Raw genomic sequence first — 23,257 nt, forward strand, 5'->3', positions numbered from 1 at the left:
GCCCTGTCACCACGTAAACACGAGGGGGTGCGGTGTCCAGTCCCGCGACGCCGTCACGGCTGGGCAAAATACCTGCACACGGCACACGGCACACGGCACTCGCCGGGTCATCACAAAGGATGACAACACGCTCCGTCCCCGCCGCGGGACGCCGAAGGGGCCGTCCGCACCACGGATGGCGGACGGCCCCTTCGGGGTGTTCAGTGACCGCGGGCCCGCAGGCCCGAGGTCGGGTGACGCGAGGTCAGGAGGCGTTGGCCTTCTCGTTCTCGGTCTTCTCGGCGGCCGGCTTCGCGGCGACCGGGGCGGGCTTGGCGGCCTCGTAGAACTCCTCGCGCGGGGACTCCAGCGCGCCCAACGCCACGACCTCGCGCTTGAGGAACATGCCGAGGGTCCAGTCGGCGAAGACGCGGATCTTGCGGTTCCAGGTCGGCATCGCCATGCCGTGGTAGCCACGGTGCATGTACCAGGCGAGACGGCCCTTGAGCTTGATCTTCATCTTGCCCATGACGATCATCGCGACGCCCTTGTGGAGGCCGAGGCCCGCCACCGCACCCTTGTTGGAGTGCGCGTACTCCTTCTGCGGGAAGCCCCGCATGCCGGAGATCACGTTGTCGCCGAGGACCTTGGCCTGACGCAGCGCGTGCTGGGCGTTCGGCGGGCACCAGGCGTTCTCGACGCCGGCCTTGCGGGCGGCGACGTCGGGGACCTGGGCGTTGTCGCCGGCGGCCCAGATGTAGTCGGTGCCCTGGACCTGGAGGGTCGGGGCGGTGTCGACGTGACCGCGCGGGCCGAGCGGGAGGCCGTAACGGGCGAGCACCGGGTTGGGCTTGACGCCGGCCGTCCACACGATCGTGCTGGAGTCGACCTCGAGTCCGTTCTTCAGGACGACGTGGCCGTCGACGCAGGAGTCCATCGAGGTGGAGAGGTAGATCTCCACACCGCGGCTCTCCAGGTGCTGCTTGCCGTACTGGCCGAGCTTGGGGCCGACCTCGGGCAGGATCTTGTCCGCGGCGTCGACCAGGATGAAGCGCATGTCCTCGCGGGACACCGTCTTGTAGTACTTGGCCGCGTCGCGGGCCAGGTCCTCGACCTCACCGATGGTCTCCGCGCCGGCGAAGCCGCCGCCGATGAAGACGAAGGTGAGCGCCTTGCGGCGGATCTCCTCGTCGGTCGTGGAGTCGGCCTTGTCCAGCTGCTCCAGGACGTGGTTGCGCAGGCCGATGGCCTCCTCGACGCCCTTCATGCCGATGCCCTGCTCGGCGAGGCCGGGGATCGGGAAGGTGCGGGAGACCGCGCCGAGCGCGATCACCAGGTAGTCGAAGGGCAGCTCGTACGCCTCGCCCACCAGCGGGGCGATCGTGGCGACCTTGCGGTCCTGGTCGATGGTGGTGACCCGGCCGGTGAGGACCTCCGCCTTGGGCAGCACGCGTCGCAGCGGGACGACGACGTGGCGCGGGGAGATGTTGCCGGCGGCGGTTTCGGGGAGGAAGGGCTGGTAGGTCATGTACGACCGGGGGTCGACGACCGTGACGGTCGCCTCGCCGTAGCGCATCTTCTTGAGGATGCGCCGAGCTGCGTACAGGCCTACGTACCCACCGCCTACTACGAGGATCCTGGGACGCTCCGTGGTGCTCATGCCATCGAGTATCCACCCGGTCGGAGGGGGTCGCTCGTGCGCCCCTTCACAAGCTTGTCGGGGGTGTGTGCTATCCTCCGCCGCTCGCGTGATCCACATCATGGCGCGAGGTGGGAACCGGCGTGTAGGGCGTGACGTTGTCAATGCCGCTTGAGCTGCCTCTCCGGGTCCCGGAGGCCGCCGTGAGGCGCTCCGGCAGGGCCCCTCCCGCCCCCTCGCGATACGTCCGCGCACGCCTGTTTTGAACACGTTCACACGGCAGTTGGGGCCCTGGAAGGGTCAACCGGGACGTCTTCGTCCTCCGGCGGGGCCGAATTCCTTGTGAAGAACTTCACGAACTTTCCCGACGGGGCGCCGCGAGGAGGCGTCCGAGGGCCCGCGAGGCGTGCTCATCCGGGCGTCCTGCCTGCTCAGCAGAGTGCGCGCACAGCATCGAAGCGCACCGGGCGACGGACCGCACGACGCCGTCGGAGATCGCCCACGACCGCGACGGCCCCCTGCGCTCCGCGGTCCATCACGGCGGCACAGCGGCCGCTGACGCCCCGCCCGGTCAGGGCATCGCCCGGCACTGCCCCTCAGCGCGCCTCGGCGGCGCAGCCGTGGGCGATGCCGTCGAGGATGTCGTGCTCGCTCACCACGACCTCCCGCGCGCCGATCCGCTCCATGACCGACAGCAGCACCAGCGCGCCCGCCCCGATCACGTCCACCCGGCCCGGATGCATCGCGCCGATCGCCGCGCGCTCGGCGTGCGTCGAGCGCAGCAGCCGGTCGGTGATCTCGCGGACCTTCTCGTGCGAGACGCGCGAGTGGTGGATGGCCGCAGAGTCGTATTCCGCCAGCCCCTGCGCGATCGCCGAGACCGTGGTGACCGAACCGGCCAGGCCGACCAGGGTGTGCGCCTCGCGCAGGGGCACGGTGCGCTCGGCGACGTCGAGGGCGGCCTCGATGTCGGCGCGCATGGCCGCGATCTGGCGCTCGGTCGGCGGGTCGGTGACCTTCCCGTCCACGACCAGGTGCCGCTCGGTCATCCGCACGCAGCCCACGTCGACGGAACGGGCGGCGCGCACCCGGTCGTCGCCGACGACGAACTCGGTCGAGCCGCCGCCGATGTCGACCACCAGGTAGGGCCGGGTGAGGTCGTCGCGGCCGGCCAGTTCCTTCGTGGCCCCCGTGAAGGAGAACTCGGCCTCCTGCTCGCCGGTGATGACCTCGGGCTCGACGCCCAGGATGTCCAGCACGCCGCGCACGAACTCGTCCCGGTTCTCCGCGTCCCGGGAGGCGGAGGTGGCGACGAAACGAAGCCGCTGCGCGCCGAGTTCCTTGATGACGTCCGCGTACTCGCGGCAGGCGGCGAAGGTCCGCTCCAGCGCCTCGGGGGCGAGCCGTCCGGTGCGGTCGACGTCCTGGCCGAGCCGGACGATCGTCATCCGGCGGTCCAGGTCGACGATCTCGCCGGTCCGCGGATCGGCGTCGGCGACGAGCAGCCGGATGGAGTTGGTGCCGCAGTCGACGGCGGCGACCCGCGTCACCGCTCCTCCCCCGCCTCGGAGTTCGCCGCGGAGTCCGCCGCCGGGCCGGCTGCGAGGGTCACGCAGGCGCCCTTGCTCCACCACTGCGGAAGCATCGCCAGCGCCTCGTCGCCGAGCGGGTTGACGCCCGGGCCGGCCGCCAGCGAGTGCGCCACCAGCACGTGCAGGCACTTCACCCGGTCCGGCATGCCGCCGGCGCTGGGGAAGTTCTTCAGCTCCTCGATCTCGTCCCGGCGCCGGACGTAGTCCTCGTGCGCGGCGCGGTAGGAGGCGGCCAGCTCCGGGTCGGTCCGCAGCCGCTCGGTCATCTCCTTCATCACGCCGTTCGCCTCGAGCGTGCCGATCGCCGAGTTGGCCTTCGGGCACGTCAGGTAGTACAGCGTCGGGAAGGGCGTGCCGTCGGGCAGCCGCGGGGCCGTCTCGACGACGTCCGGCTGCCCGCACGGGCAGCGGTGCGCGATCGCGCGCAGGCCGCGCGGCGGCCGTCCCAGCTGCTGCTTGAAGGCCTCGACGTCCGCGTCGGTGGGCTCGGTGCGCGGAGTGGTCGGCGGGGCTGTTTCCATGCCTGTCTTTCTATCGGTCGGTCACTGGTCGGAGGCGTCCGACGAGTCGACCCCGTCCCAGACGTTCGAGTACCAGGGGCGGTCCGCCGCCCCCAGCTCGGCGCGGGACTGCCGGGCCGCGTCCGGGTCGACGACGATGTAGCCGGTCTCCCCCGGCAGCACGTAGTGCAGCCGCTGTCGGATCTGCTGCTCGGCGTACGCGTCGTCCTGCCAGCGCGCCTTCAGGTCGCGCAGCTGCCGTACGCGCTCGCCGGCCTGCTGTTTCTCGCGTTGCAGGTCGGCCACCTCGGCGCGCTGGGAGACGTACTGGCGCATCGGGTAGGCCAGGGCGACGATCAGCGTGCACAGGACGAGCGCCAGCAGGGCGGCGCGCCCGGTGAGCCGTGAGCGGCGGGCCTGGCGCTTCGTCTGGGAGCGGTAGACCCGGGCCGCGGTCTGCTCGCCGAGCAGCTTGATCCTGGTCGCGGTGGAGAACCGGTCCCGGTCCTTCACGGGCATGTGCTCCGCCTCCCCTTCACGTGCGTACGTCCCCGCACACGGTACGGGACCGAGTACGGGGACGTACGTACGACTGGCGGAGCCTTGACCCCGTGGGGTCAGCGCGCTGCGCCGCCGCCGCGCCTACTGGTTCGCGGAGCGGAACCGGGGGAAGGCGCTGCGGCCGGCGTACACGGCGGCGTCGTCGAGGATCTCCTCGATGCGCAGCAGCTGGTTGTACTTGGCGACGCGATCCGAGCGGGCCGGGGCGCCGGTCTTGATCTGACCGCAGTTCACCGCGACGGCGAGGTCGGCGATGGTGACGTCCTCGGTCTCGCCGGAGCGGTGGGACATCATGCACTTGAAGCCGTTGCGCTGGGCCATCTCGACGGCGTCCAGGGTCTCGGTCAGCGAGCCGATCTGGTTGACCTTGACGAGCAGGGCGTTCGCGGAGCCCTCCTCGATGCCGCGGGCGAGGCGCTCGGGGTTGGTGACGAAGAGGTCGTCGCCGACGATCTGGACCTTGTCGCCCAGCTTGTCGGTGATGACCTTCCAGCCGGCCCAGTCGTCCTCGAACAGCGGGTCCTCGATGGAGACCAGCGGGTACGCGGAGACGAGCTCCTCGTAGTACTCCGTCATCTCGGCGGCCGAGCGGGACTTGCCCTCGAACTCGTACTTGCCGTCCTTGTAGAACTCGGACGCGGCGACGTCGAGGGCGAGCGCGATCTGCTCGCCGGGGACGTAACCGGCTTGCTGGATGGCCTCGATGATGAGGTCGAGCGCGGCGCGGTTGGACTCCAGGTTCGGGGCGAAGCCGCCCTCGTCGCCGAGGCCGGTGGACAGGCCCTTGGTCTTCAGCACCTTCTTGAGGGTGTGGTAGACCTCGGCGCCCCAGCGCAGCGCCTCGGAGAAGGACTCCGCGCCGATCGGGGCGATCATGAACTCCTGGATGTCCACGTTGGAGTCGGCGTGCGAGCCGCCGTTCAGGATGTTCATCATCGGAACGGGCAGCAGGTGCGCGTTCGGGCCGCCCAGGTAGCGGAACAGCGGCAGGTCGCTGGCCTCGGAGGCGGCGTGGGCGACGGCGAGCGAGACGCCGAGGATGGCGTTGGCGCCGAGGGAGCCCTTGTTGTCGGTGGCGTCCAGGTCGAACATGGCCTGGTCGATCAGGCGCTGCTCGGTGGCGTCGTAGCCGACGAGCTCCGGGCCGATCTGCTCGATGACGGCGAGGACGGCCTTCTCGACACCCTTGCCGTGGTAGCGGTTGGGGTCGCCGTCGCGGAGCTCGATGGCCTCGAAGGCGCCGGTGGAAGCGCCGGACGGTACGGCGGCACGACCCGTGCTGCCGTCGTCGAGGCCGACCTCGACCTCGACCGTGGGGTTGCCTCGGGAGTCCAGGATTTCCCGGGCTACGACGACGTCGATGGACGGCACGAGCATCTCCTTCTTGGGATGTGACGCTGGTTGTGCGGGGCCCCGCGGGCCATGACGGACCGCGACGGGCCTTGCGGCTAGAGCCTAACCGTCCCCGGGCCGTCGGCAGCCGACCGACCGTCCCGTGGACAGAGAGACCGTACCTATTGTTCACGCCCGGAACAAAGGGGGTGGCCGAGAAAGGCCGCCGGAGGCCCGCGGACGGGCGCCCGGACACAGAGAAACCCCGCTCCGGTGCGTACGGGGGAACACGCACCGGAGCGGGGAGCCCGTGGGGACGGGGGCGGCCCTCACCGGGTCCTCATGAGGCCCTCAGTGTGCGGGCCTCGGCCGTGGGGGCGCTGGGGCTCGCCGGGGAGCCGGCTGTCACTTCAGGTGCAGCTGCTGACCCGGGAAGATGAGGTTCGCGTCCTCGACGATGTCCTTGTTCAGCTCGAACAGCTTGTGCCAGCCGCCCTTGACCTTGTGCTTCTCGGCGATGGAGCTGAGGGTGTCGCCCTTGACGACCTTGTACTCGCCGTCGCCCTTCTTGACCTTCTTGCCGGTCGGGGTGGTGACCGTCTTGGACTTCTTGGTGGCGGCCGGGCGGTCGGTGGAGCGCGAGGCGCTCTGCTTCTCGGTCGAGCGGGCACTGGCGCCGCTGTCCGAGGAGTTGGAGGAGCTGGACGAACCGGAGGAGTTCGAGGAGTCGGAGCCGCCGTTGTACGAGGCGCCGGACAGGCCCGTGCCGCACACCGGCCAGGCGCCCTTGCCCTGGGAGGCGAGGACCTTCTCGGCGACGGAGATCTGCTGCGACTTGGAGGCCTGGTTGGCCTGCGCGGCGTACTGCGTGCCGCCGTACGCGGCCCAGGTGGAGGCGGAGAACTGCAGGCCGCCGTAGTAGCCGTTGCCGGTGTTGATGGACCAGTTGCCGCCGGACTCGCACTGGGCGACCGTGTCCCACTCGGAGGCGGTGGCGGCGGAGGCGTTGCCGGCCGCCATCAGCGGGGCGGCGATGGCGACACCGGTGACGCCGGCCAGAGCGGCGGCGCGGGTGGCCTTGGACGGACGACGGTGCTTGCCCTTGGCGGAAAACAGCATGGTGGATCCCCTCACCGACGCCTGCGAGGTGAGCTGTCGGGTTCGGGCCGTGTGAGTTGCCCGGCCGCTCCTCCGCGGAAGCGATGCTTCCCGGAGGGGCGGCTTCACCCCAAGCCGGATCCAGCCTCTACAGCCGGTCCCGGCACTTACCTTGGGTCCCCCGCTCCTGCCTACGGCGCTTGACGCGACGACTGTTCCCGGGCTGCCGCTGGCAGGATTCGGCGTTGCGACGGCCGGGGCTCGGGTTGCCGAGCGGCCTCGACCGTAGACACGTGATCCGCCGAATTTCAAAGACGATCAGGGCTTCTGAGACTCATCCCACACTTTCACCAAAGCGGACATTAGGCGCGAAGTGTGACGTGAACTCCCGCTGTATTTACCGGGTTTTGCGCCCTATTCGACCCCTGTGTCGAGCGTCTGACCGGGTGCGATGTCGCTCGGGTCGTCGCCGATGAGGCTCCTGTTCTCGGCGTACAGGGCACGCCATCCGCCGTCGAGGCCAAGGGAGTCGGCGATGGACGCGAGCGAGTCCCCCTCCTGGACGACGTAGGTGGCCGCGGCGTGCCGGCCGGCGGTGGCGGGGGCGGTGCCGCTCGGCGCGACGTCCGTGGCGCTCTTGGCCGTGTTCTCGTCGGCCGTGGGCCCACGGTGCCGGCCGGAGCCGAGGGAGCCGGTGTCGACGAGACTCCAAGAGCCCACCTCCTGGCCCGAATTGTCCGACTCGTTCACTTCCGGGGAGACCGTGGGCGATCCGTCGCCCGTAGCGCCCGCCCCCTTGCCCGCGGCGGAGCCGGTGGACTCGCCCGCGGCGGAGGAAGAGGCCGAAGGGGACGAAGAGGACGAAGCCGAGGAAGAGGAGGAAGCGGACTCCGAAGGCGAACCGGTGGGATCGGTGGTCGAGTCGGACGAGTCGGACGATCCGCCCGCGCCGGACGAGCCGTCACCCGAACCGCCGGAGGAGCCCGTCGAGTCCGACGAGCCGGAACCGGACGATCCGGACAGCCCCCGGGACAGATCGGACAGTCCGGAGGAGGCCGAGCCGGAGGAGTCGTCCGCCAGGCCCGTGTCCACGGGCAGCGCGCCGTTCGCCTTGGTGAGACCGGACGTCAGCCCGCAGGTCCCCCACGCGCCGATGCCCTGCGCCGCGAGCACCTTCTGGGCCACCGCGATCTGCTGGTTGCGGCTGGCCAGGTCGGGACGGGCCGCGTAGTCGAGCCCCCCGTACGTCTCCCAGTCCTTCTGGCTGAGGCTCAGACCGCCGAACTCGCCGTCACCCTTGTCGGCGCTCCACGAGCCGCCGGTCTCGCACTGCGCCACCTTGTCCCACACCGTGCCGTCGGCGGCGCTGGCGCCGGAGGCGGCCAGCAGCGGGATGGCGATGGCCGAACCGGTCACCCCGGCCGCGACGAGGAGGGCCGGAGCCTGACGGGGGCGACGGTGCCGACCGTTCCCGGAGAGCATGCGAGGGCCTTTCTCTGGACAGCAGTGACCGGCGCGACGTCCGAGACCGGCCCGTCGCGCTGACGAGTGAACGTATAGGCAGACGATCACTTGTCACAAGTTCATGCCGCGCAGATCACGTGAAGATCACAGAGTTGAGGACCGGTCACGTTTGCTCCGTCGAACGGTCACACTCCGGCTGACTTTCGCTCAGATCCGGACCTGTCCGGTGCCGGAGCGTTCCGGGGCGAACTCCACCGGCAACGTCCGCAGCCCGCGCATGATGAGCCCGCCCCGCCACCTCAACTCGGCCGGATCCGCCGCCAGTCGGAGGTCTGGCAGCCGCGTGAGGAGAGTGGCGAGCGCGGTCCGTCCCTCCAGCCGGGCCAGCGGCGCACCCAGGCAGTAGTGGATGCCGTGGCCGTAACCGAGGTGCTGGTTGTCACGGCGGGACAGATCCAGCACATCGGGATCCGCGAACCGCGCGGGATCGCGGTCCGCCGCCGCGAGGACGACGAGGACCGGGTCGCCCGGCGCGATGTCCTGCCCGCCGATCCGCAGCGGCTCGGTCGCGAACCGCCACGTCGCCAGTTCCACGGGCCCGTCGTAGCGCAGGAGTTCCTCGATGCCCGTCTCCAGCAGGGTGGGGTCGTCATCCCCGGCGAGCGACCTCTGAAGGCGCGCACGCTGCTCGGGGTGGGTGAGGAGGGCGTAGGCGCCGTTGCCGATGAGGTTGACCGTCGTCTCGAAGCCCGCGAACAGCAGGATGAACGCCATGGCCGCGGCCTCGTTCTCGGTGAGGTGCTCACCGTGGTCGGAGGCGCGGATGAGGCCCGAGATGAGGTCCTCGCCCGGCGCCGGCCGGGCGGGCAGCTCCGCGCGCTTGCGGTGGATCAGCTCCAGCAGATACCCGCGCATCTTCTTCACCGACCGCGCGACCCCGCCGCGCGGCCCGCCGCCGTGCCGGATCATCATGCCCGCCCAGTCCCGGAAGTCGTCCTGGTCCTCGCGCGGGACGCCCAGCAGGTCGCAGATGGCGTAGATGGGCAGCGGGAAGGCGAAGTCGTGGATCAGGTCGGCCTCGCCCCGCTCCGTGAACCGGTCCAGCAGCTGATCGGTCAGCTCCTGCACCCGGGGCGCGAACTCGGCGACCCGGCGGGGCGTGAACGCCTTGCTGACCAGGCGGCGCAGCCGGGTGTGGTCGGGCGGGTCGATGTTCAGCAGATGCGTCATCAGCTCGGCCTTGCGCTCGCCGGGGATGCCCGTCTTCCCCTTCGCGTGCGCGGGCTCGTCGTGGTGCGCCGGATTCTTCGACAGCCGCTGGTCGGCGAGAGCCTCCTTCGCGTCGGCGTACCGCGTGACCAGCCATGCCTCGACACCGCTGGGCAGTCGCGTGCGATGCACGGGCGCGTGCTCGCGCAGCCAGGCATAGGCCGGGTAGGGGTCGGTGGCGAACTCCCAGGTGAACAACTCGGGAGCGGGCGGGACGTCGGCCTGGGGGCGGGGCGGGTTGGTCACTCCACGACGGTAGCCGGACACCGGAGGACGCGTTCCGTCAGGCGGGGGGCGAGCGAGGACGCGTTCCGTCGGGCGGGGGTGGCAGGGGCGAGCGAGGAGGCGGGCGGGGCGAACCGCGGGTCGGCGTGGGGCGGGCCGGGCAGGCGGCGGGAAGTGGTCAGCCACCGCACGCTCGCCCCGCACGCTCGGCCCGCGCCGCCGCCCGCCCGCTCGGCCCGCCGCGGGCGCGAAGGGCGGCCGTGCTACTCCTGCGGTATGCCTTCGGTGGCGCGGATCGCGTCGCGGTAGGCGCGGGCCGCCGCGCGGAGCGCCGCCTCGGGGTCCACGCCCTCGGACTCGGCGCGGGCGGCGAGGGCGAGCAGTTCGTAGCCGATGCCGTCGGCGGCCGGCAGTGCCACGTCCAGTCCAGCCGTCCGGGCGCGCGCCACCAGCTTGGTGGCGAGGGCCAGCCCGGGCTGATGGAGGGGGACGCCGTCCGTCACGGACGCGCGCCGCTTCTCGGCCGCCTTCGTGCGCAGCCAGTGCTCCTTGACCTCCTCCGGGGTCGTTGCCGTGGCGTCGCCGAAGACATGGGGGTGGCGGTGGATGAGCTTGGCGACGATCGTGCCCGCGACGTCGTCGACGGAGAAGGGGGACTCCTCGTCCTCCTCGGCGATGCGGGCGTGGAAGACGACCTGGAGCAGGACGTCGCCCAGTTCCTCGCGGAGTTCGTCGCGGTCACCGTCCTCGATGGCCTCGACCAGTTCGTAGGACTCCTCGACGGCGTACTTCGCAAGGTCCCGATGGGTCTGCCGGGAGGACCAGGGGCACTCGGCCCGGATGCGGTCCATGACCTGGACGAGGTCGAGGAGGCGGGCCCCGGGCAGGTCGTAGGAGGCGGGGAGCAGTTCCAGCTCGGGCATCGCCACACGGCCGGAGCCCGCCAGCCGGGCCAGCCCGTCCGTGAGCGCGGGCTCGCCCTCGCCGGTCGCCACGACGACGACGGTGCGGCCGCCTTCGCAGGCGGCGACGAGGCCCTCGGCGGTCGGGGACGTCTCCTCGACGCCGAGACCGGCGTCCCGCAGATAGGGCAGCTGCGGATGCGCGCCGTCCGCGCAGAGCACCCGGTCCGCCGTGCGCAGGGCCTGCCAGGCGGGCCAGGACAGCAGGCCGGGGGCGACGCGGTGGCTGGTGGTGAGCAGGACGATGCGGCCGGGGACGGACGGACCGGCGACGGAGGGACCGGCGACGACCGCGGCGGGACCGCCGGCCGGGCGGCCGCTGGACGGGCTGGATGCGTTCACACCTCGAACGTAACGCACACCCGGCGGCGGCCCGGAGAGTTGTCCACAGGCCCGGTGCGTTCATCACACCGGGCGGGTCGCAACGGCGACGCCGTCACGTGGTCTGCTGGTTCCCCGCCGTCGAGATCTCGTGCACCCAGGGGGTCTTCGCGTCGACGCGGGCGACCTTGCGGGCGTCCCAGCTGCCGTAGCGCGGGTTGAGGTCGACGCCGAGCGACGTGGACGCCTTGGACAGCGCGTTCCAGAAGGCGGGCTGGCTGGTGTTCGTGCCCAGCTCGGTGGCGAGCTTCTGGGCCTCCAGCTGGAGACGGAGGTTCTCGTCGAGACGCCGGGGCGGGATGCCGTACTGCTGGAGCCACGCCCTCTGGAGACCTTCGGAGCCCCCGGCCTGCTGTTCCAGCCCCGCCCGCATCTCCTGGACCTCGCGCGGAGTGACGGTGACGCCCGCGTCCTCGGCGGCCCGCTGGAGCACCCGGTCGAGGACCATGCTGTGCAGGGTGTCGCGGGTGAGGGTGCCCGTCTGGGCGACGGCCTGGGCGTACTGGGTGTCGTCGGTGACGGCGGCGCGCTGGGCGGCGCGGACCTCCTTCACCCGGCCCTCCAGCTGGGCGACGGTGATCCGCTGCCCGCCGACGACGGCCGCCGCGCCGGGATGCGCGTCACTCCCGCAGGCGGCCAGAAGGGGGGCCGCCGCGATCACGGCGGACAGCAGGAGCGCGGTGCGACGACGGCGGTGCAAGGAAACCTCCCGAGGAGATTGTGCGACGGTGCACAAAGTCTTGCGGTGATCGATGGTAGGCAGTGGCAGGCCTGGGGCCAACCCATTCGACCAACGATTCACCAGGACTTCGGGCACCGCCGCGCGCGGCCACCGCCCGCACCGGGGTGCGAGCGCTCAGCCCCGCGCGTCACGCCCCGCCCTCCGTGACCCGCTTCCGGATCGGTTCCTGCTCCGGTTCAGCCGACGATGGCGACCGGGGCGTCCCACGCGTCGCGGTCCACGGTGATCGTGTAACCGCCGCGGGTCTCCTTGCTGTTGACCTGGTACTGGTGACCACGGCTGTGGTTGGTGAACTGGGTGGAGCCCCACGGCCAGTCGGTGGTCGTGGTGTACTTCCCGTCCCACAGCGCGTACCAGAGGTTGCCCGGCAGGTCCGTCTTGTCGGTCGCCGTGGCGATGGCCTTGGCGCTGGAGCTGCTGAAGCCGTAGTAGCCGCCCCGGTAGATCTTGGCGCGCAACGTCTTGGTGAAGGAGCGCACGTACGCCAGCACGGCGTCGTTGCACGCCTTGTTCGTGATGTCGTACGCCTCCATGTCGAGGTAGATCGGGCTGCCGGCCTTCATGCCGAGCGCCGAGGCCTTGGCGACCGCGTCCGCGCCGTCCTTCGCGCCGAGGGAGGTGGCCGTGGCGGCGGTGATCTTCTCCGGGCTGGAGCCCGTCTGGCAGGGCGGCTGGGCGCCGACGTAGAGCGGGATCAGCTTCCAGCCGACCGCGTTGACCGACTTCACCCAGGAGGCCGTCAGGTTGGGCTGCGCGCAGCCCCGGTTCTTGCCGCCGACGTAGACGGCGGCGCCGCCGTAGTACCCGTCGGTCTTCCAGGCCTTCATCGCGGCCAGCGACGGCGCCGTGCAGGCGTCGAAGGCCCGGCCGGTGTAGGTCTTCTGGGCGGGCCAGGTGGTGGCCGCCATCGAGGTCTGCGCCGCTATGCCGGCCCCCGCGAGCACGGCCGCTCCGGCCACGCCCCACGTGATGTATCTGCGCTTTCTGGACTGCCGGTGCTCGGCCATCCCCCACCCCATCGTTCGTGTGTGCGCACGGCGCCTACGGCTCCGCGCGGCAGTGTCTCGCCAGGTCTCCTGTCGGTGCGCCGCGAGGCGCCGCCGGGACCCTGTGGCGCTGCGTTCGAGGCACGACGATACGGCGTCGTCTCGACGTCCTGAACAGCAAAACGGATCGCACCGTACCCCGCGGCGTCCCAGCCGTCGGAAAACGGGACTCCCGCACCCAGGCAAGATTCGCCTACGCCACGGTAAAGAACCGACGCCCCACGCGGTCCACGCCCGGGTCGGCCCGTGCCCTACCCTTGCCCCCTGGTGACTTGGGGGGCGACATGACGATGCCGACGACGGCGGCGGACCGGGGCAGACGGCTGGAGGGCGGCTGGGTCCAGCGCCTGGCCTGGACGGCTTTGGTGTGGGGTTCGCTGGGCTTCCTTGCGTGGGTGCCCTTCCTGTACGCGGCGATCCGCCGCGGACTGCCCTCGGACTGGACGGCCGTCGGGGCCTTCTCCCTGTACGAGTGCGTGATCGTGACCATGACGGCCGTCTCGGACAACGACGACGGGGACGCCTACTTCGGCATGACCTTCCTGACGGCCCTGGTGACGGCGACGGTGCTGCTGCTCTTCGCGGTCTTCGACAAGAAGCCGCAGCAGCCGGGCCCCGCGTACGGGACGGCGCAGACCAACCCCTACCAGCAGGGCTACCCCTACGGGCGGTAGCCGTGGCGGACGCGCAGCCGTGCGGCCGCGACCGCCGTCGCCGACGGAGGGTTCACGGGCCGGGCAGGCGCGTGTCCTTGCGTGGCGTCTCCTGGTGAACGGCGGTCAGCCTCCGCACTGCTCCAGCATCGTCTCCTTGTCGGCCGCCGTGACCGGCAGGTCGTACTTCAAGGACACCTGCGCCACCCGCACCGAGTAGGAGCAGCGGATCAGCTTGTTCGGCGGGAGCCAGGCGGCCGGGCCCGAATCGCTCTTGGCGCCGTTGGTGGGGCCGTCCACCGGAATCAGGTTGAGGGGGTCGTTGGCGATGTCCTCCCGCTTGTCCTTGGTCCAGTGGGCGGCGCCCATCTGCCAGTCGTAGGACAGCGGCATCACGTGGTCTATCTGCACCTTCGCGGCATGGGCCTTGGTCCACTCGATGGTCCTGCCCGTGTACGGGTCGCGGAGGGTCATGGCGGTGACGACGCAGTCGGAGCCGGTGCGGAAGCGGACCTTCTCGCCATCGCGTTTCAGGAGATCGTTCCGTGAGTCGCACCCGTTGTGGGCGAAGGGAACGCCGCCCGGAGCCGAGTCCATCCAGGCGTAGCCGAACTTGTCCCTGGCGTACCCCGTCTTCGGGCCGCGCCCCTTCGTCTTCACCTTCTCGATCAACGAGCGCGCCTTCGCCTTGTCCGCAGCGGAGGTGATCGCCGCCAGCCCCGGTTTCGTGCCGTCGGCGTTGTCCAGCGGGCTCACGGCCCGGCCGGCGGCGGCGGTCGGGACGGCGGAACCGGAGGGCCCGCCGTCCGCGGGTGCTGTGGTCACCTTGCAGCCGCCGGTCAGGGAGGCGACGGTCACCACCGCGGTGACCGCCAGAAGAACGCGCCGGCTCCCGCCGCCGCGCGTCGTGTGCGTCTCAGTGCGCACAGCGCACGCCCCCCTCGACCAGCAGTGGAATTCCTGCGGTCGTGCCGCGCAGCACACGGACGACCGTCATGGCACACGTCAGCACGACGGCAGCCGCCGTCCCGCCCCTCAGACGCCTCACGCGCCCCTCCCCTTGCCTGCCTGCCGCCACCCCGCACAGGGCGGATTCCCCAGCCGGGGACTCGCACACACCGTAGCGAGGGGGCGCGCGGAGGTGACGGGCGGAGGTGGCGACGGGCGGGCGGCGGGTGGTCCAGACCACCGCGGGGGTTCGAGTGGGCATCTGCCGCATCTCGGGAATATCGTCGGAGGGGAGTCACCTTCGCAAAGGAGCTCGCATGGGCATCTTCGACAGGTTCAAGAGCAACAAGGCGGCCCAGGACAAGGCCAGGGACATGTCCGACACCGCCGAGCGCACGGTCAACGAGAAGACGGGCGACAAGTACGAGTCCCAGGTCGACACCGGGCAGCGCAAACTGCACGAGCGGCTCGGCATGGACGAGGACCGGCCCGAACAGCCGTAGCCGGCGCCCGGCCGTAGCCCGCGCCGTTCCGGCGAAGCCGCCCGCAGGGAGGAATCTCCCCGCGGGCGGCTTCCGCACGTGGCGGCGGCGGCCGCCGCTCCTGCTCCCGCTCCTGTCCTACGAGCCCAGGACCGTGGCCAGGAACTCCCCCACCCAGCCGAGCAGTTCGCGGCCGACCAGCGGCTTGCCGCCGACCTTCGCGGTCTTCGGGCGGGGGACGAGGACCTGGTGGGCGGCCGGCTTGATGACCGAGCCGGGGTACAGCCGCTTCAGGCGCAGTTCCTGCGACTCGCGCAACTCCACCGGCGCGAAGCGGATGTTGGGGCCCTGGAGGACGACGTCGCCGACGCCGCACGCACGGGCCAGCATCCGAAGCCCCGCCACCAGCAGCAGGTTCTCCACCGGCTCGGGCAACTTGCCGTACCGGTCGACGAGTTCCTCCCGGACGGCCTTCACGTCGTCCTCGGAGTTGGCGGAGGCGATGGCCCGGTAGGCCTGGAGCCGCAGCCGCTCGCCGGGCGCGTAGTCGTGCGGGACGTGCGCGTCGACCGGCAGCTCGATCTTGACCTCGAGCGGCGGCTCCTCCTCGATCTCGCCGGTCTCCAGCTGACGCCGGTAGTCCGCGACGGCCTCGCCGACCATGCGGACGTACAGGTCGAAGCCGACGCCCGCGATGTGGCCGGACTGCTCGCCGCCGAGGAGGTTGCCCGCGCCGCGGATCTCCAGGTCCTTCATCGCGACGTACATGCCCGCGCCCATCTCGGTGTGCTGGGCGATCGTCGCGAGCCGCTCGTGGGCGGTCTCCGTGAGGGGCTTCTCCGGCGGGTAGAGGAAGTAGGCGTAGCCGCGTTCGCGGCCGCGGCCCACCCGGCCGCGCAGCTGGTGCAGCTGGGACAGGCCGAAGGTGTCGCCGCGCTCCACGATCAGGGTGTTGGCGTTGGAGATGTCGATGCCGGACTCGACGATCGTCGTCGAGACGAGCACGTCGAACTTCTTCTCCCAGAAATCGACGACGACCTGTTCCAGCGCGGTCTCCGACATCTGGCCGTGCGCGGTGGCGATGCGCGCCTCGGGCACGATCTCGCGCAGTCGCGCGGCCGCCCGGTCGATCGACTCGACCCGGTTGTGGATGTAGAAGACCTGGCCCTCGCGCAGCAGTTCGCGGCGGACGGCGGCGCCGATCTGCTTCTGCTCGTAGGGGCCGACGAAGGTGAGCACCGGGTGGCGCTCCTCCGGGGGCGTGGTGATCGTCGACATCTCGCGGATGCCGGTGACGGCCATCTCCAGGGTGCGCGGGATCGGGGTCGCCGACATGGTCAGGACGTCGACGTTCGCGCGGAGCTTCTTCAGCTGCTCCTTGTGCTCGACGCCGAAGCGCTGCTCCTCGTCGACGATGACCAGGCCGAGGTCCTTGAACTTGGTCTCGGAGGAGAACAGGCGGTGGGTGCCGATGACGACGTCCACCGAGCCCTCGCGCAGACCCTCCAGGGTGGCCTTGGCCTCGGTGTCGGTCTGGAAGCGGGACAGTGCGCGCACCTTCACCGGGAACTGCGCGTACCGCTCGCTGAAGGTGCCGAAGTGCTGCTGCACGAGCAGGGTCGTCGGCACGAGGACGGCGACCTGCTTGCCGTCCTGGACGGCCTTGAAGGCGGCGCGCACGGCGATCTCGGTCTTGCCGTAGCCGACGTCGCCGCAGATCAGGCGGTCCATCGGGACCGTCTTCTCCATGTCGTCCTTGACCTCGGCGATGGTGGTGAGCTGGTCGGGCGTCTCCGCGTAGGGGAAGGCGTCCTCCAGCTCGCGCTGCCAGGGCGTATCGGTGCCGAAGGCGTGACCGGGGGCCGCCATCCGCGCGCTGTACAGCTTGATCAGGTCGGCGGCGATCTCCTTGACGGCCTTCTTGGCGCGCGCCTTCGTCTTCGTCCAGTCGGCGCCGCCGAGCCGGTGCAGGGTGGGGGCCTCGCCGCCGACGTACTTGGTGATCTGCTCCAGCTGGTCGGTGGGGATGTAGAGGCGGTCGCCCGGCTGGCCGCGCTTGGCGGGCGCGTACTCCACGACCAGGTACTCGCGGGTGGCGCCCTGGACGGTGCGCTGCACCATCTCGATGTAGCGGCCCACGCCGTGCTGCTCGTGGACGATGTAGTCGCCCGCCTCCAGGGTGAGCGGGTCGATGGTCTTCCTGCGGCGCGCGGGCATGCGGGCGCCGTCCTTGCCGGCCGCCTTCTGTCCGGACAGGTCGGTCTCGGTGAGGACGGCCAGGCGCAGGGCGTGGTCGACGAAGCCGTAGTCGATCGAGCCGCAGGAGACGTGCACGAGGGACGGGCTCAGCTCGGTGAGGTCGCTGTCGAGGCGGGCGGCGACGCCTTCCGCGCCGAGCACCTCGACCGTGCGGGCGGCCGGGCCGTGGGCCTCGGTGACGAAGGCGACGCGCCAGCCGTCGGCGAGCCAGCCCTTGGTGTCGGCGAGGGCCTTGGCGGTGTCGCCGCGGTACGTCTCCGGGGCGTGCATGCCGAGCTTCAGCGTGCCGTCGTCCAGCTCGTCGTCGGCGGCGAACGGCGACACCGACCACCACATCATGTCCAGCTCGCGCGCGCGTTCGCGGACGTCGGCGATCGACCAAAGGGAGGCCGCGCCGACGTCGATGGGCGCCTCGCCGCCGCCCGCCGTGGCCGCCCAGGACGCGTGCAGGAACTCCTGCGAGGTGGCCACCAGGTCGGCGGCGCGCGTGCGCACCCGCTCCGGGTCGCAGACGACGGCCATCGCGCCCTTGGACAGGACGTCGATCAGCAGTTCCATCTCGTCGACGAGGACGGGCGCGAGGGACTCCATGCCCTCCACCGCGATGCCCTCGGCGATCTTGCCGAGCAGTTCGCCCAGCTCGGGGTGCTCCTCGGCGAGGGCACGCGCGCGCGTGCGGACGTCGTCCGTCAGCAGGAGTTCACGGCAGGGCGGGGCCCACAGGCCGTGTTCGGCGACCTCGAGGGAGCGCTGGTCGGCGACCTTGAAGTAGCGGATCTCCTCGACGTCGTCGCCCCAGAACTCGACGCGCAGGGGGTGTTCCTCGGTGGGCGGGAACACGTCCAGGATGCCGCCGCGCACGGCGAACTCGCCGCGCTTCTCGACGAGCTCCACGCGCGCGTAGGCGGCCGCGGCGAGCGCCTCGACGATCTCGTTCAGGTCGGCCGTCTGCCCGGAGCGCAGGGCCACCGGTTCCAGGTCGCCGAGGCCCTTGACCTGGGGCTGGAGCACCGAGCGCACGGGTGCGACGACGACGGAGACCGGGCCGGTCTCCGGGTCGTCGGGGCGCGGGTGGGTCAGGCGGCGCAGGACGGCCAGGCGGCGGCCGACGGTGTCGCTGCGGGGGCTGAGGCGTTCGTGCGGGAGCGTCTCCCAGGAGGGGTACTCCACGACGCCGTCGGGCGGGAGCAGCGAACGCAGGGCGGCGGCCAGGTCCTCGGCCTCACGGCCGGTGGCGGTGACGGCGAGGACCGTGCGGCCGCTCTCGCGGGCGAGGGCGGCGATCGCGAAGGGGCGGGCGGCCGGCGGGCCGACCAGGTCGACGTGCATGCGGTTGCCGTCGGCGGCCGCGGTGATGGCTTCCGCGAGGGCGGCGTCCTTGACGACGGCGTCGAGCAGACCGTGCAGGCTCATGGGGGGCTTTCCGTCTGAGGAGGGGCATCGCAAACAGCCCGACACGTCGAACGGGCCGGGGCTGCCAAGCGTACGACGCCGGGGGCCGGACCGCCCTGCCGCTTCGGTGTCCCGATCGTCGCGTCCGCCGTTTCCCCGCGGCTTTCCCGGCCATTCCCGAGAAGTCCGTCCCGTCTCCTTTCCGGTCCTTTCCGGGCGTCACAGAACGAAATGCGCTCGCGCCGGTATCCCATACCAGGAATTCACGGGGATGATTTGAGCAACATCTGAGCTTGCCCGCCGAGAGCCCGGACGGTGACCCGCGTCTCCCTGCCCGGATATGCCGTCTCCGGCATGAGGCGGGATTGTCTTTCGAGCGGAGAGCGCCAGGAAAGCGCAGGTCAGATGGCACGGAATAACCGACTCCGAATTCCGTGCGCCGATACCGCCGAAAAAGCGATCGCCCGCCCGGCGCGGCCGTGCCACGATGACGGCCACATTCATCCGGAAAGGAATTACACCCTTGAACAAGTTGCGCGCCGCAGTGCCGGGCATCGCTCTTTCGAGTTTCCTCCTCGTCGCGGGAGCGACGCCCGCACTGGCCGATTCCGCCGCCTCCCACACATCCGCCTCCCCCACGGCGGCGGCTGCCGTGACCAAGGCGCAGAAGCTCGCCAAGCTGAAGACCCTCACCCAGAACTCCGAGGCCTCTTCGATGAAGTGGGACGCGGCGCTCGGCGACCACAACGCCGGCCGGGCGTCGATCAACAAGTACAACTTCAACTGGCACACCGACTACTGCAGCTACTCGCCGGACACGCTGCCGGGCGGCTACGTCTTCAAGTGGGGCTGCTACCGCCACGACTTCTCGTACCGCAACTACAAGAACCTGGTGGGCAACGCCGCGTTCAAGCGGGACCACAAGCTGCGCGTCGACAAGGCGCTCCTCGGTGACCTGAACCGGGTCTGCGGCCACCGCATCTGGGCCGACCCGCTCCCGGCCTCCGAGCGCAGCAGGCTGAAGGCGGCCTGCTACAAGGCCGCGAAGAAGTACTACAACGCGGTCCGCGCCGCCGGCTGATCCGGCCGGGGCCGCACCCGGACGAGCGGCACACGCGCACAGCGGACAGCGGGGCACGGAGAGAAACTCTCCGTGCCCCGCTGTCGGTTTCCCCGCTGTCGGTTTCCCCGCTGTCCGGTTTCCCGGCCGTCCGGGACTCCCGCGTCCCGTGCCGGGCGGCCGGTCAGTCCGTCGCGATCGCGCTCAGGACGTTCATGCGGCCCGCCCGGAACGCCGGCACCAGGGCCGCGAACAGGCCCACGAAGGCGGAGCCGATGAACACGCCGGTGATGGTCGGCCACGGGATGTCGAGGACCTTCAGGCCCTCCAGGGCCAGCAGCTGCTGGGCGGTCGCGCCCCAGCCCATCCCCAGGCCGAGGCCGAGGAGCGCGCCGAACAGGGCGATGACGACCGACTCCATGCGGATCATGCGGCGAAGCTGGCGGCGCGAGAGGCCGATCGCCCGCATCAGGCCGATCTCCCGGGTGCGCTCGACCACCGACAGGGCCAGGGTGTTCACCACACCGAGGACCGCGACGATGATCGCCAGAGCGAGCAGACCGTAGATCAGGTTCAGCAGCTGCCCGATCTGGTCCTTCAACTCCTGCTTGTAGTCGGTCTGGTCGCGGACCACGTACTGCGGGTAGTCGTGCAGCGCCGACTTCAGCGCGGTGTACGCGGTGTCCTGCTGCCCGCCCTTCGCGCTGGCGAAGACCATCGCGTCCAGCGGCAGTCTGCCGGCCGGGACGTGCTTCTTCAGGGTGGCGATGGAGGTGTACATCGCGCCCTGGTCGATGACGCCGTCGCTGCTGGTGATCGCCCGGACCGTCAGCCGGGCCGTGGAGCCGTCCCGGAAGGCGACCGCGATCTGCGAGCCGAGGGCGATCTTGTGGTCCTTGGCGAACTTCTCGTGGACCGACATGGAGTCGGGGCGGTAGGCGTCGGCGAGCCGGCCGGCGACGGTCTCGACGCGCAGGTCGGTCGCGTAGGTCGGGTCGGCCGCCGTGATCCTCGTGTCGTCGAGCTTCGCGCCGTCGGGCGTGGTGAAGTCGGCGTCGGCCAGCTTGTACTCGGTGACCCGGGCGAGGCCCGGCGTCGACTTGATGGCCTGCACGGCCTGCGGGGTCACGAGCTGGCCGCCGTCGTTGCGGCCCCGGATGATGAAGTCCGTGCCGACGCTCTTGTCCAGCTCCTCCGACGCGGAGGCCACCATGGACGAGCCGACCACCGACAGGCAGGCGACCAGCGCGAGGCCGATCATCAGGGCCGCGCCGGTGGCGCCGGTGCGCCGCGGGTTGCGCAGCGCGTTGCGCTCCGCCATCCGTCCGACCGGACCGAAGGCCCGCAGCAGGACCGCGCCCAGCGCCCGCACGACCGCACCGGCCAGCAGCGGGCCGATCACGACGAAGCCGATCAGGCTCAGCACCACGCCCATGCCCAGCCAGAGCGAACCCTCGGCGGCCTTGTCCGCGGCGGCGGCGAGGAAGAGGCCCGCGCCGCCCGCGCCGGTGAGCACCAGGCCGATGACGGCCCGCACCACGCCGGCCCTGGCGTCGGCCGGGGCGCCCGCGTCGCGCAGCGCGGCCATCGGCGAGACCTTGCCGGCCCGGCGGGCCGGCAGGTAGGCCGCCAGCACCGTGACGACGACACCGAGGACCATGCCGATCACCGGGGTCGTCCAGGCGACCGTCAGGTCGTCCGTGGAGAGCTTCATACCGGTCATGCCCATGAGCTTCATCAGGCCGACGGCGACGCCGACGCCCGCTCCGACCCCGAGGACCGAGCCGACCACGCCGAGCAGCAGGGCCTCCACGAGGACGGACCGGTTGATCTGCTTGCGGCTGGAGCCGATCGCCCGCATCAGGCCGATCTCACGGGTGCGCTGCGCGACCAGCATCGAGAAGGTGTTGATGATCAGGAAGATGCCGACGAGGAAGGCGATCCCGGCGAAGCCGAGCATCGCGTACTTCATCACGTTCAGCAGGTCGCCCACGTCCGCCCGGCTGGCGTCGGAGGCCTCCTTGGCGGTCTGCACCTTGTAGCCGGCGCCGATCTCGGCCGTGACGCTCTTCTTCAGCTGCGCGTCGCTCACCCCGGCCGCCGCCATGACGTTGACGTTCGTGTAGACGTCCGGCTGGCCGACCAGCGTCGTCTGGGCGGTCGCGGTGTCCAGGTAGAAGATCGCCGCGCCGGGGTTGGTGACCTGGAAGGTGGCGATGCCGGAGATCTTCGCGGTGTGCGTGCCGACCGCGGTGATCACACCGAGCCGGTCGCCGAGCTTGAGGTGGTGCTTGTCGGCGGTGTCCTCGTCGACCACGATCTGGTCGGCGCCCTTCGGCGCCGCGCCCTGCGTGATCTCCATGGTGCGGGCCTCGTTGGCGTTCCAGCTGCCGACGATGGTGGGCGCGCCGCTGGACGGCGACAGGCTGTCCTTGTCGGCGTCGACGACGGTCGCCGCGCTGGAGAAGACCGAGCCCTGCGCCGACTTCACGCCCTGCGCCCGGCGGACCTTGTCGAGCACGGACGCCGGCATGACCGGCGGCTTGCCGTTGTCGGCGGTCGTCTCACCGGAGTCCGAGGCGCCCTTCGCGCTCACCGTCACGTCGGACGCGGACGCGGCGAAGAGCTTGTCGAACGTCGTGTTCATGGTGTCGGTGAACACGAGCGTCCCGCAGACGAACGCCACCGACAGCAGGACCGCCACGGCCGACAGCGCCATGCGTCCCTTGTGCGCGAAGAAGTTGCGCATCGAGGTTCTGAGCACGGTCATGACGTACGCCCCCGCGCGTCGAAGTCCTTCATGCGGTCCAGGACGGTCTCGGCGGTCGGCTTGAACATCTCGTCGACGATCCTGCCGTCCGCCAGGTACAGCACCCGGTCCGCGTAGGAGGCGGCGACCGGGTCGTGCGTGACCATCACGATGGTCTGGCCCAGGTCGTCCACCGAGCGGCGCAGGAAGCCCAGGACCTCGGCGCCGGCGCGGGAGTCGAGGTTGCCGGTCGGCTCGTCGCCGAAGATGATCTCCGGGCGGGCGGCCAGGGCGCGGGCCACGGCGACGCGCTGCTGCTGACCGCCGGAGAGCTGGGTGGGACGGTGCTTGAGCCGGTCGGCGAGGCCGACGGTCTCCACGACCTGGCGCAGCCACGCCTGGTCGGGCTTGCGGCCGGCGATGTCCATCGGGAGCGTGATGTTCTCTATCGCGTTCAGCGTGGGCAGCAGGTTGAACGCCTGGAAGATGAACCCGATCCGGTCCCGGCGCAGCTGGGTGAGCTTCTTGTCCTTCAGCCCGGTGATCTCGGTCTCGTCCAGGTAGATCTGCCCGGACGAGACGGTGTCGAGCCCGGCGAGGCAGTGCATCAGGGTGGACTTGCCGGACCCCGAGGGGCCCATGATCGCGGTGAACTGACCGCGGGCGATGTCCACGTCGACGTGGTCCAGGGCGACGACGCGGGTCTCACCGGACCCGTACGCCTTCACGACCTGCCGCGCCCGCGCGGCAACGGCCGTACGCCCTCCAGTGCCCCCGTGCCTGGGAATGGTCACAGCCGATGTCACGGTAAGTCTCCTAAGTCGGATATCAGAAAGATGACGCGGTGCCGCGCCCGGCGCCCCCGCCGGTGAGGCGGTGAAGCGGTCGGGCGGTGAAGCGGTCGGGCGGTGAAGCTGCTGTGCT

General features: G+C 71.0%; 19 protein-coding genes and 1 riboswitch. Of the genes, 3 read left to right on the plus strand and 16 right to left on the minus strand.

All coding sequences use genetic code 11. The features are described from left to right. Positions 1 to 244: 244 nt before the first annotated feature. The 11 genes from ACGFSH_RS17365 to ACGFSH_RS17415 all read right to left on the minus strand — a co-directional run bounded on the left by ACGFSH_RS17365 (position 245) and on the right by ACGFSH_RS17415 (position 12,751). Positions 245 to 1,639, minus strand: coding sequence for an NAD(P)/FAD-dependent oxidoreductase (locus tag ACGFSH_RS17365; RefSeq protein WP_393349315.1), 1,395 nt, complete (start codon positions 1,637 to 1,639; stop codon positions 245 to 247). Positions 1,640 to 2,214: 575 nt separating this feature from the next. Beyond that, positions 2,215 to 3,168: an exopolyphosphatase gene (locus ACGFSH_RS17370; protein ID WP_393349317.1), complete on the minus strand. Its 954-nt coding sequence runs from the start codon at positions 3,166 to 3,168 to the stop codon at positions 2,215 to 2,217. Further along, positions 3,165 to 3,731, minus strand: a complete 567-nt coding sequence (locus ACGFSH_RS17375) for a DUF501 domain-containing protein (RefSeq protein WP_393349319.1) — start codon at positions 3,729 to 3,731, stop codon at positions 3,165 to 3,167. The genes ACGFSH_RS17370 and ACGFSH_RS17375 overlap by 4 nt, the downstream gene beginning before the upstream one ends. A gap of 21 nt (positions 3,732 to 3,752) precedes the next feature. Further along, positions 3,753 to 4,229 (minus strand): septum formation initiator family protein, encoded by a 477-nt coding sequence (locus tag ACGFSH_RS17380; protein WP_393349321.1) that lies wholly within the window; start codon positions 4,227 to 4,229, stop codon positions 3,753 to 3,755. A 123-nt stretch (positions 4,230 to 4,352) separates the two neighbouring features. Further along, positions 4,353 to 5,648 carry a phosphopyruvate hydratase gene (gene eno / locus ACGFSH_RS17385; protein ID WP_393349323.1) on the minus strand — a complete coding sequence of 432 codons (1,296 nt, stop codon included), beginning with the start codon at positions 5,646 to 5,648 and terminating at the stop codon, positions 4,353 to 4,355. A gap of 360 nt (positions 5,649 to 6,008) precedes the next feature. Beyond that, complete coding sequence (locus ACGFSH_RS17390; protein ID WP_393349325.1) at positions 6,009 to 6,722, minus strand: transglycosylase family protein; 714 nt, start codon at positions 6,720 to 6,722, stop codon at positions 6,009 to 6,011. Positions 6,723 to 6,725: 3 nt separating this feature from the next. After that, positions 6,726 to 6,910, minus strand: a riboswitch (cyclic di-AMP (ydaO/yuaA leader). A 205-nt stretch (positions 6,911 to 7,115) separates the two neighbouring features. After that, positions 7,116 to 8,183: a transglycosylase family protein gene (locus ACGFSH_RS17395; protein ID WP_393349327.1), complete on the minus strand. Its 1,068-nt coding sequence runs from the start codon at positions 8,181 to 8,183 to the stop codon at positions 7,116 to 7,118. A gap of 189 nt (positions 8,184 to 8,372) precedes the next feature. After that, on the minus strand, positions 8,373 to 9,680 hold the full coding sequence (locus ACGFSH_RS17400; RefSeq protein WP_393349329.1) for a cytochrome P450: 1,308 nt from the start codon (positions 9,678 to 9,680) through the stop codon (positions 8,373 to 8,375). A 242-nt stretch (positions 9,681 to 9,922) separates the two neighbouring features. Continuing rightward, the gene (locus ACGFSH_RS17405) at positions 9,923 to 10,963 is read right to left on the minus strand and encodes a nucleoside triphosphate pyrophosphohydrolase (protein WP_393349330.1); all 1,041 of its coding nucleotides are present in this window, start codon (positions 10,961 to 10,963) and stop codon (positions 9,923 to 9,925) included. 94 nt (positions 10,964 to 11,057) lie between these two features. Next, on the minus strand, positions 11,058 to 11,702 hold the full coding sequence (locus ACGFSH_RS17410; RefSeq protein ID WP_393349332.1) for a SurA N-terminal domain-containing protein: 645 nt from the start codon (positions 11,700 to 11,702) through the stop codon (positions 11,058 to 11,060). A gap of 218 nt (positions 11,703 to 11,920) precedes the next feature. After that, complete coding sequence (locus ACGFSH_RS17415; RefSeq protein ID WP_393349334.1) at positions 11,921 to 12,751, minus strand: glycoside hydrolase domain-containing protein; 831 nt, start codon at positions 12,749 to 12,751, stop codon at positions 11,921 to 11,923. 323 nt (positions 12,752 to 13,074) lie between these two features. Here ACGFSH_RS17415 and ACGFSH_RS17420 point away from each other — a divergent pair, with 323 nt between their 5' ends. Continuing rightward, entirely contained in the window at positions 13,075 to 13,464 is a 390-nt protein-coding gene (locus ACGFSH_RS17420; RefSeq protein ID WP_393349336.1) for a hypothetical protein, read from the plus strand. A 105-nt stretch (positions 13,465 to 13,569) separates the two neighbouring features. On the opposite strand, the gene ACGFSH_RS17425 is transcribed toward ACGFSH_RS17420, so the two are convergent. Next, positions 13,570 to 14,370, minus strand: coding sequence for an HNH endonuclease family protein (locus ACGFSH_RS17425; protein ID WP_393349338.1), 801 nt, complete (start codon positions 14,368 to 14,370; stop codon positions 13,570 to 13,572). Further along, on the minus strand, positions 14,360 to 14,491 hold the full coding sequence (locus ACGFSH_RS17430; RefSeq protein WP_393349340.1) for a hypothetical protein: 132 nt from the start codon (positions 14,489 to 14,491) through the stop codon (positions 14,360 to 14,362). Before ACGFSH_RS17430 ends, ACGFSH_RS17425 begins: the two co-directional genes overlap by 11 nt. Positions 14,492 to 14,708: 217 nt before the next feature. Between ACGFSH_RS17430 and ACGFSH_RS17435 the strand changes: the two genes are divergently transcribed. Continuing rightward, positions 14,709 to 14,894, plus strand: coding sequence for an antitoxin (locus ACGFSH_RS17435; protein WP_393349342.1), 186 nt, complete (start codon positions 14,709 to 14,711; stop codon positions 14,892 to 14,894). Between the two features lie 117 nt (positions 14,895 to 15,011). Here ACGFSH_RS17435 and mfd read toward each other — a convergent pair whose 3' ends face one another. Continuing rightward, the gene (gene mfd, locus ACGFSH_RS17440) at positions 15,012 to 18,545 is read right to left on the minus strand and encodes a transcription-repair coupling factor (protein ID WP_393349343.1); all 3,534 of its coding nucleotides are present in this window, start codon (positions 18,543 to 18,545) and stop codon (positions 15,012 to 15,014) included. 502 nt (positions 18,546 to 19,047) lie between these two features. On the opposite strand from mfd, the gene ACGFSH_RS17445 reads away from it, so the two are divergent. Continuing rightward, positions 19,048 to 19,605, plus strand: a complete 558-nt coding sequence (locus ACGFSH_RS17445; protein ID WP_393349345.1) for a phospholipase A2 — start codon at positions 19,048 to 19,050, stop codon at positions 19,603 to 19,605. Positions 19,606 to 19,768: 163 nt separating this feature from the next. Here ACGFSH_RS17445 and ACGFSH_RS17450 read toward each other — a convergent pair whose 3' ends face one another. Beyond that, the gene (locus ACGFSH_RS17450; RefSeq protein ID WP_393349347.1) at positions 19,769 to 22,354 is read right to left on the minus strand and encodes an ABC transporter permease; all 2,586 of its coding nucleotides are present in this window, start codon (positions 22,352 to 22,354) and stop codon (positions 19,769 to 19,771) included. Continuing rightward, a complete protein-coding gene (locus tag ACGFSH_RS17455; RefSeq protein WP_329410755.1) occupies positions 22,351 to 23,139 on the minus strand; it encodes an ABC transporter ATP-binding protein in 789 nt (262 codons plus the stop codon). Before ACGFSH_RS17455 ends, ACGFSH_RS17450 begins: the two co-directional genes overlap by 4 nt. Positions 23,140 to 23,257: the final 118 nt, after the last annotated feature.

Origin of the sequence: Streptomyces sp. NPDC048481, from assembly GCF_043200075.1 — a bacterium.
In the GTDB taxonomy this organism is placed as follows: domain Bacteria; phylum Actinomycetota; class Actinomycetes; order Streptomycetales; family Streptomycetaceae; genus Streptomyces.

Bases quoted from the DNA above. Each gene is read 5' to 3' on its own strand.
- ACGFSH_RS17365 (WP_393349315.1), bottom strand. From the start codon at position 1,639: ATGAGCACCACGGAGCGTCCCAGGATCCTCGTAGTAGGCGGTGGGTAC.
- ACGFSH_RS17375 (WP_393349319.1), bottom strand. From the start codon at position 3,731: ATGGAAACAGCCCCGCCGACCACTCCGCGCACCGAGCCCACCGACGCG.
- ACGFSH_RS17380 (WP_393349321.1), bottom strand. From the start codon at position 4,229: ATGCCCGTGAAGGACCGGGACCGGTTCTCCACCGCGACCAGGATCAAG.
- eno (WP_393349323.1), bottom strand. From the start codon at position 5,648: ATGCTCGTGCCGTCCATCGACGTCGTCGTAGCCCGGGAAATCCTGGAC.
- ACGFSH_RS17390 (WP_393349325.1), bottom strand. From the start codon at position 6,722: ATGCTGTTTTCCGCCAAGGGCAAGCACCGTCGTCCGTCCAAGGCCACC.
- ACGFSH_RS17395 (WP_393349327.1), bottom strand. From the start codon at position 8,183: ATGCTCTCCGGGAACGGTCGGCACCGTCGCCCCCGTCAGGCTCCGGCC.
- ACGFSH_RS17415 (WP_393349334.1), bottom strand. From the start codon at position 12,751: ATGGCCGAGCACCGGCAGTCCAGAAAGCGCAGATACATCACGTGGGGC.
- ACGFSH_RS17420 (WP_393349336.1), top strand. From the start codon at position 13,075: ATGACGATGCCGACGACGGCGGCGGACCGGGGCAGACGGCTGGAGGGC.
- ACGFSH_RS17435 (WP_393349342.1), top strand. From the start codon at position 14,709: ATGGGCATCTTCGACAGGTTCAAGAGCAACAAGGCGGCCCAGGACAAG.
- mfd (WP_393349343.1), bottom strand. From the start codon at position 18,545: ATGAGCCTGCACGGTCTGCTCGACGCCGTCGTCAAGGACGCCGCCCTC.
- ACGFSH_RS17450 (WP_393349347.1), bottom strand. From the start codon at position 22,354: ATGACCGTGCTCAGAACCTCGATGCGCAACTTCTTCGCGCACAAGGGA.